The organism is Scytonema sp. UIC 10036 (assembly GCF_009725235.1).
Genome location: NZ_WJFC01000102.1, coordinates 36,268 through 44,187, shown reverse-complemented (window position 1 = coordinate 44,187; position 7,920 = coordinate 36,268). Strand labels below are relative to the sequence as shown.

Annotated in this window: 9 protein-coding genes; 3 read left to right on the top strand and 6 right to left on the bottom strand. The window is 39.6% G+C overall.

Going from position 1 to position 7,920, the window contains the following annotated elements; translation table 11 throughout:
• Positions 1-15 precede the first annotated feature (15 nt).
• A complete protein-coding gene (tgt, locus tag F7734_RS35790; RefSeq protein WP_155749246.1) occupies positions 16-1,170 on the bottom strand; it encodes a tRNA guanosine(34) transglycosylase Tgt in 1,155 nt (384 codons plus the stop codon).
• Between the two features lie 85 nt (positions 1,171-1,255).
• Complete coding sequence (locus tag F7734_RS35785) at positions 1,256-1,708, bottom strand: hypothetical protein (RefSeq protein ID WP_155749245.1); 453 nt, start codon at positions 1,706-1,708, stop codon at positions 1,256-1,258.
• Positions 1,709-2,104: 396 nt separating this feature from the next.
• On the opposite strand from F7734_RS35785, the gene cobS reads away from it, so the two are divergent.
• Complete coding sequence (cobS, locus tag F7734_RS35780) at positions 2,105-2,881, top strand: adenosylcobinamide-GDP ribazoletransferase (protein ID WP_155749244.1); 777 nt, start codon at positions 2,105-2,107, stop codon at positions 2,879-2,881.
• Between the two features lie 95 nt (positions 2,882-2,976).
• Here cobS and F7734_RS35775 read toward each other — a convergent pair whose 3' ends face one another.
• Complete coding sequence (locus F7734_RS35775; protein ID WP_155749243.1) at positions 2,977-3,447, bottom strand: PPC domain-containing protein; 471 nt, start codon at positions 3,445-3,447, stop codon at positions 2,977-2,979.
• Between the two features lie 172 nt (positions 3,448-3,619).
• Positions 3,620-3,772, bottom strand: a complete 153-nt coding sequence (locus F7734_RS61015; RefSeq protein WP_166482357.1) for a hypothetical protein — start codon at positions 3,770-3,772, stop codon at positions 3,620-3,622.
• A gap of 58 nt (positions 3,773-3,830) precedes the next feature.
• Between F7734_RS61015 and F7734_RS66370 the strand changes: the two genes are divergently transcribed.
• Positions 3,831-4,889 (top strand): transposase, encoded by a 1,059-nt coding sequence (locus F7734_RS66370; protein ID WP_155749242.1) that lies wholly within the window; start codon positions 3,831-3,833, stop codon positions 4,887-4,889.
• Between the two features lie 328 nt (positions 4,890-5,217).
• On the opposite strand, the gene F7734_RS35765 is transcribed toward F7734_RS66370, so the two are convergent.
• Both F7734_RS35765 and F7734_RS35760 read right to left on the bottom strand, forming a co-directional pair.
• The gene (locus F7734_RS35765) at positions 5,218-5,859 is read right to left on the bottom strand and encodes a DUF6262 family protein (protein ID WP_155743418.1); all 642 of its coding nucleotides are present in this window, start codon (positions 5,857-5,859) and stop codon (positions 5,218-5,220) included.
• Positions 5,852-7,216: a tyrosine-type recombinase/integrase gene (locus F7734_RS35760; protein WP_347566343.1), complete on the bottom strand. Its 1,365-nt coding sequence runs from the start codon at positions 7,214-7,216 to the stop codon at positions 5,852-5,854. The genes F7734_RS35765 and F7734_RS35760 overlap by 8 nt, the downstream gene beginning before the upstream one ends.
• A gap of 196 nt (positions 7,217-7,412) precedes the next feature.
• On the opposite strand from F7734_RS35760, the gene F7734_RS35755 reads away from it, so the two are divergent.
• Positions 7,413-7,835 carry a hypothetical protein gene (locus F7734_RS35755; RefSeq protein ID WP_207714292.1) on the top strand — a complete coding sequence of 141 codons (423 nt, stop codon included), beginning with the start codon at positions 7,413-7,415 and terminating at the stop codon, positions 7,833-7,835.
• The last annotated feature ends 85 nt before the right edge of the window (positions 7,836-7,920 follow it).

Sequence of the window (7,920 nt, the reverse complement as noted above, 5' to 3'; positions counted from 1 at the left end):
TTGTCCCCCTACTCCCTACTCCCTACTCCCTACTCCCTGTTCCTCTGTCCCCTGTTCCTCTGTCCCCTGTTCAAACCATGAAGCAAAATCGATCGCAAAAGTATCGTTGAGTATTGCTTCTCGTATCTTTTGAGTAAAGCGAATCAACTCAGTGATATTGTGAATACTCAACAAGGTATACGCTAAGATCTCTTGCGCTCTTACTAAATGTGATATGTATGCACGGCTAAAGTTTCGACAAGCGTAGCAAGGACAAGTTTCGTCTATTGGTGTAAAATCTTCACGAAACTTTGCATTTTTTAAATTCCAACGCTCGCCTTGTACCATTGCTGTACCGTGTCTCGCCCAACGGGTGGGAATGACGCAGTCGAACAAATCAACTCCGGATGCGATCGCGATTGCGATTTCTCGGTATGTACCCACTCCCATTAAGTAGCGAGGTTTTTCTGGCGGTAGTAGAGGCGCAGTTGCTTTGACTACGTGAGAAATTAGTTCTGCTGGTTCACCCACACTGACACCACCAATAGCGTATCCAGGTAAATCTAACTCTGCCAGAGACAAAGCTGCTTGAGAACGTAAATCAAGATACACACCTCCCTGTACAATACCAAACAGGGCTTGGTCTTGACGTTGATGGGCGCTTATACAACGTTTCAGCCAACGGTAAGTCCGTTGTGTGGCGGCTTCCACGTCTTGGTGTGTTGCTGGATAAGGCGGACACTCATCGAATGCCATAATGACATCCGCGCCCAAAGTGTTTTGAATTTCAATAGAACGCTCTGGAGTTAAGTTAATAATTTGACCATCATGAGGTGAGCGAAAAGTCACGCCTTCTTCACTAATTTTCCGCATTTCACTCAAACTAAAAACTTGGAAACCACCTGAATCTGTCAGGATCGGACCATTCCAGCCCATAAATTTATGCAGCCCTCCACCTCCTGCTACAATTGCCTCACCTGGTTGGAGGTGTAGATGATAAGTATTGCACAAAACCATCTGCGCTCCAGTTTCTTCCAGTTGAGATGGAGTCATAGTTTTGACGTTTGCTAGCGTCCCCACTGGCATAAATCGTGGAGTTTCTACTATACCGTGAGGGGTAGAAAAAATCCCTACCCGCGCCTTCGTCTGGCTGCAGTAAGCAAGACGTTGAAAAGAAAATTGTGCAGTCAAGAGAGAATTTGCTAATTGCTAAGGGCTAATAGCTAATAGTAACATTCGGGGAACCAGTGACCAGTGACCAGTGACCAATGCCCAATTAAAACAAATCGCAATTATCATCATCCATTTCCGCATCCCACTTAGCTGAGAAAACTTGCTCCATCATGGCTTCTAGAGCGCTAATGTGAAAACAACGGTCTTGTCTCTCTTCTAAAGAAGTTGAAAGGGGAATCAGTCGCAAACACATTCCTTCTTGGATAAGGTCAAAATAAGTTTCTTTTTCCGGAGACTGTTTTAATTCCAAGTAATCAAAACTATAAACATTAAGATAAAGCGTATGGTTGGCAACTAAGGTAGACCGTTGCGGATTGGCAAACACCTCCATGACATCCCCCTCCCCCTCGCTCTGCAATTTTCCCTCATGGGTGTAAATGTAGCGAACGCGACCTAAGTCTGTCAGTAATCGCCACATATCTTGCTTATTCACAACCACGCCTGTATCAATGATGCACGGAGCTGGGATCTTGGTATCGGGTAGATGGTTACTCATAAATTAAACAATCTTTGGAGCGCAGATGAGTTCAACATAGCTACACAGTCATTGTTACAGCTTTGCTGAATCCCTACATTTTAATAAATATCTTCACTTGTAGGACGATTGATTGAAAAGCTGCAATCAATAAATTTGTAAGCGACAGTACTACAGTACTGTCTTTTACTTTTGAGACTGCCAAAGCTATTTTGATTAGTGATGATTTATACGAAAGAGAAATCATCACTGAGCATAGCATAACAAAAATTTTTTCAATAAGTTCCCGACACTGATAAATCTTATTTAAAGCTTTAAAAAGGACTAGGCATAAACTATCCGTATTTCTTGCCTTTGGATTCATCTGTAAGCTACATTTTATCCTTTATCCTTTATACTTTATCCTTCATCCTTTAGATGGCTTATAAGCATCAGTGGTGGAAACAACATCTGTTAAAGATGGCAGCTTCTATAGTATTCTATACAAGTATTCCCATGCCATATCTGGAAGGATTAGACTTCCGGTATGTGGCGCAATACGCACCGTTGGTAGGGTTTCTGATTGGAAGCATTTTGGGAATATTAGATATTGGAATGAATTCTTTGGGTGTACCAATACTCACTCGTAGCGCTCTGCTTGTGAGTATTTGGATTGCTATGACTGGGGGATTGCATTTAGATGGAGCCATGGATACAGCTGATGGTTTAGCAGTGGGAGATCCCAAGCGGCGACTTGAGGTGATGGCAGATAGTGCAACGGGTGCTTTTGGTGCAATGGCAGCTGTTGTTTTGGTGGTTCTGAAAATAGCTGCTTTAACAGATTTAGAGCAAAACCGTTGGTTGGCTTTGATGGCAGTTTGTGGGTGGGGACGTTGGGGTCAGCAATTGGCAATTGTCCGGTATCCTTACCTCAAACCAAGTGGTAAGGGAGCATTTCACAAAGAAGCTATTCGTTCTTATAAAGATTTGTTACCAGGATTGTTCTTAGTAGTAAGTTTAAGTGGATTAGAGATATTACTGAACAAACAGCGTCTGTTGTTTGCTTTAGGAATGGCAATTGCAGGAATTGCGATCGCCACTCTTACGGGTGCTTGGTTTAACCGTAAGTTAGGCGGACATACAGGAGATACTTACGGTGCAGTTGTTGAGTGGACAGAAGCCTTTCTTTTATGTGTGTTAGTGGTTAGTGGTTAGGGGTTAGTGGTTGGTGGTTGGTAGTTTTCCCACTAACAACTATCAACCAACCACTAACCACTAACAACTATCAACTAACAACTATCAACCAACCACTAACCCCCTTTAACTGGTTGCAGTCGTGTCACCTTGAGTTTAAAAGCACCAATTCCAGTTTCTCCAAATGACCGAACCCGAACGATGTAACTTCCTGTCTCTGAAACTCGGGTAAAAAGCAAAGAATTGCTGCTACCATCAGGGCCGTCATCATTTTCTGCTACAGTGGTGCCATCAGGTGCCAGCAACGTAATGATAGCATCGAAGCTCTCAGAGACTAAATCTATGGCTAGATTATCTCCTTTACTCAACTTCACCATATAATCGCGAGCATAGCCGCCTTGACCTGTAGGAATATCCTTATCAGAGAGCATATCGGAAATTTCATTACTTAGAGGTAAAGGAATCGGACTATACAACTTATTTGCTGGTTGAGCAAAAGCTACTGTTGTACCGAAACCAATAACCACTACTGTGGCACTCGCGATCGCGAGTTTTCTCGACCCCACTGCAAAAGCCTTACTTATCATCCCGAGACTCTTCCATGAAAACAGCGCCGTTTGGTTAATTATAGTTTTCCTTGCGAGAATTTGCCTATCAAAACATAATGGGAGGGTGAGAACCCCCTAAGATATGTTTTGGAGCGTGGTGGAAAAACATATCTGTGTTTCAACAGGGGGATGAAACCCGACCTACAGGGTTTTAACCCTGTGTTTCTCTTTCATTTTTAAGTTTTACATTATCTATCCATTCCTCTATTACTCCTGTTATTGTTTTATCCTCTTGAGCAGCATATAACATTAGCTTATGTTTTCTTTTATCTGACAATCTTATTCGTAATGAATTATTTTTCATAAATGCAGCACTATTGTAGATGCATTCATGTTAGCATAATAACCCGGAGGTGAGACAAGTGTATAGAACTCAACAAATTAGATTGACAGATTCGATACCTGATAACGTTAGAGATGTACTTGTACTTTTGTGTGAAAATGCTAGTTCATTGGCTAACTGTGCAATTTTTGAGATTAGACAGAAGCATTTTGAAGCATGTGAGCGCAATGAATTCTTTGACAAAGATGGATTCTTCCGTTCAGAGTTTAAAATGTCCAAGGTGAAGTCAGCTTCTTATCCAGTAGTTTGGGAAGCATTGAAAGATAATCCACACTACAAAACGCTTGGTGGTCAACAAGCTCAACAAATTATTAAATCGGTAATAGAAGCATTTACTAGTTACAATAAACTCTTACCTTTGTTTTTCAAGGGAGATTTGAACGGGAAACCCAAAATGCCTAATTACCGGAAAAAAAGAGGACTAAGTATTGTTAGTATTCCGGCACAAGCACTCAAGTTTGACATTGAAACTGGATGCTGTCGAATACCTATAAGTAGGGAGTTGTCATCAGATGTTAATGGAGATATCTGGATACCTGGTGGTTCCAGTTTTAAGCCATATCAAATAGTAGAATTAAGGATTCTCCCTCGTAACCGAGAGCTTTATGCAGAGTATGTTTATGAAGATGGTAATGATGGTGCAACTTGCCTTTTGGCTTTAGACCATACTCAGGCATTAGGAATCGATCCAGGCGTTGATAATTGGCTTTCAGTTGTTTCAACGTTAGGAGAATCATTCATCATTGATGGCAGGAAGCTAAAATCTATTAACCAGAGATACAACCGAGCAGTAGCCAAAATTAAAGAAGGTAAAGACCAGAAATACTGGGATGACCAGTTAGCCAAACTGACCGAAGAACGCAACCGCACCATGAGAGATGCGGTTAACAAGACAGCAAGATTTGTTGTCAATCACTGTTTGGAACATCGCATTGGTAATGTAATCTTTGGTTGGGGACAAGGCGTAAAAAGCGAAGTCAACTTAGGCTCTAGAACAAATCAGAACTTATATACTCCACAACGTCCACAACGTATACGGGATAAAGGTTTTATCTTGTGTAGAGACTCCATAACATAAAATTAAACGCTTACATTTCAAAGACTACACAACATCTACAACATAGCTTGAATTTATATCGAGTATTGATTACCTCTCTGAGATGTTGCACGCTTCGATTAAATCTTTTTTCTGATTTTTACTAATAACTTATTATTAAAGCTGAATCACTCTCTTAGCTTCTGGGAATATTTCCGATAAATTTCCTCTCAACAACAAATTTTATACCAGCTTATACAAAATCTAAAAAGATTACAAATTATCTCTATTTACTTGAGCTTTATTTTTAACCCATCCTCCTTCTATCGCACATTTAAGCCAGCCCCCAGGACTACGAATATTCTCTGTCTTAGCGTGCTTGTTTTAACGCTTCAATAGCATTTAAAACCGTTATTTCAGTGACACTGTTAATAGTACGTCGTAATGTACTAGTAAGTTTAATACCCAATGCTCTTAGTTCTGTTTTAATGTGTAAACTCACTTCGGGCTGTTTCTGTTTAGGATATAAGTTACTTCTTTTTCGGCTTGGTATTGCGGTTTGTTGCTTTTTAATTGAGTCTAACTTAGACTGTAACTCGATATTTTGTGATTGAAGATGTTGTACTTGTACTTGATAACCCATAAACTCGTGAAGTTGACCTGCAAGAGTTTCATTAATTAATTTTAGCTCTTTTACTTCTACGTCTAACTGTTTAATCCTTGAACGAAGTTGGGTGATTATTACTTGGTTAGAAGCCTCGGTTGCCTGGGAATTTTTTGAACGAACAGGTAAAACCTGTTGGTCTCTTAATTGTTGAATTCTCTGTTTAATCTCCGGATACTTGTAAAGATAGCTAACACTAACATTGGCATATGCAGCAACAACAGACATATTTATTTTCTTTCCTTGCTTTATTATTTGTTTAATAGCTGATTCAGTTTTTGAAAGAGCTGATTCTTTTTTCTTCTGTGCAGCTGCTTTTAAATTGGATATTTGTACGCCTTTATTCATCTGATTTCTCCAGAGAATCAATAATTTTCTCTAAACTTTGTAGGATCTGCTCGTTCATTTCTACTTGTCGTTGCCAGCCATTTAACTTAGCCTTATCAATCATCTCTGTACAATGTTTATGTTGTTCTTTATGTTGACTAAGAAATTCAATTGTGGTACGAAAATCATTACAGGTAAGGCAAGCGTTGGCATGGGGACAGGCACCTTTAATCATCGGTCGAGCGCATGAACCATTTGGTAATGCCTGAGCCAAAATATTACGTCTCATCCACTGTAAATCTTGGTTATGATCCAGTGACGAATTAACAACTACCGTCTCTCCAGAAATATTGACTACTTTTCCATGAAATTTATCTATACAAGCACGCATAGTTTGATCGTGAATATGAGCGTATGTCATTGTCATATCAGGGGATTTATGCCCTAAATATTTTTGAATAACAGTTAATGGTACTCCTTCATTCACCATTCTTGTAGCTAACGTATGCCTTAACAAATGGGGAGAAACATGAATCCCAGTTTTATCAGATAAATCTTGGAACAAAGCTTTTGCTCTCGATACCTTCATTGGTTCTCCAATTTGCCCACTTTTAATATTGACGAATACATAATCACAGTCAGCTTCAACTGGATACTCGTCTATTAAATAGTTAGAATATAACCGCATTAAATCAATATTCACAGCTAGGAGACGCTCAACTCTTGACTTTGCTCTTGCACCATTTATATTCTCTCGAAAGCGCACAAAAATTTCATTTCTACCTTCAGTTAGCATATCTTCATGGCGTAATCCTAATGCTTCTCCTATTCGTAGTCCTGTCTCATAAAGAAGGCAAATTAAAAACTTATCTCTCAATGTATTACAAGCTTTTATTAATTGTTGAACTTGAATCGAAGTTAAGCATTTGGGAAATCGCTTCGGCTCTTTAACTTTCAGTAATCGCTTTCTCACTTGAGATTGATTAGCTATCCCATACAAAAATGGTTTGTATTGAGATGGATACGCCACTTTATTAGTTGTTAATTCTACTCCGGAAAAATTCCCTAGACGTGCATGAAACTCGTCAAAGCTACTGATTGTAGAAAGAATTTGATTAATAGTTCGATTCGTCCGAGTTGCCTCAGTCGGAGTTATTGGATAAATTCCTGGGTTAGGATTACGTAGCCAATGAATAAATTCTGCCAATTGGTCTAATTTTATTGTTTTCCAATCAAGCCCCTCGTCTTGCAGAAATTCCCAATAAAGCTTGAGATTTTTTGCATAGCTCAAAATTGTGTTTGGACTCCGGTCTAAGCTTTCTAGATATCTCAAATACGTTTGTATTGGCTCGATTGGCTCATAGTTGTTGTTTAACACTAAGACCACCGTTTTACCCAGAGGTGTCTTGCCTTTCTGTAACCTCACTTCTTTGATGTAGTAACTACGATGATTATCTTAGCGCTGTTATGTAATATGAATACTACAAGTTTACATAAAATAACAATTATCGGGTCTTTCCTACTGTTGTTGTTGTTGTGTATAGTTTATTTGGAGGAGTTTATAACAGAACTTTGTGCAGATTCCGACAGCCAAATTAAAGGAAAGGATTCAGCAATTATGTGAAGAAGTTGGAATACAATTTCACGAAACCGAAGAGAGCTACACCTCGAAAACTAGCTATCTAGATAACGACTTTTTACCAGTTTACGGTGGTGAAAAACCCGCCAATTGGAAACCTTCTGGGAAGCGTGGTAAGAAAGGTGATGGTATCGGTAGAGGTCAATACAAGACCGCCAAAGGTTGGTTTATCAATTCAGATCTAAACGGCGCGGCAAATATCATCCGCAAAGTAGCCATACAGCTAGGGATTTCTCTAGTCAAGGTGGGTAAGGGGTCATTGACAATCCCTAAGCGCTACGACGTGTTTAGTTCGCTAACTAAGTTGTATCGTATGCGTTGTGAAAGTGTTCTAAGATTCGCTTGTGACTTTTTATAAGACATTAGTGCTCGTTCAATTAGTTTCTTTGTAATCTGTCCAGCAGTGCTTGTGACGTGACCAAACTAATAATTGTCAACCTGCC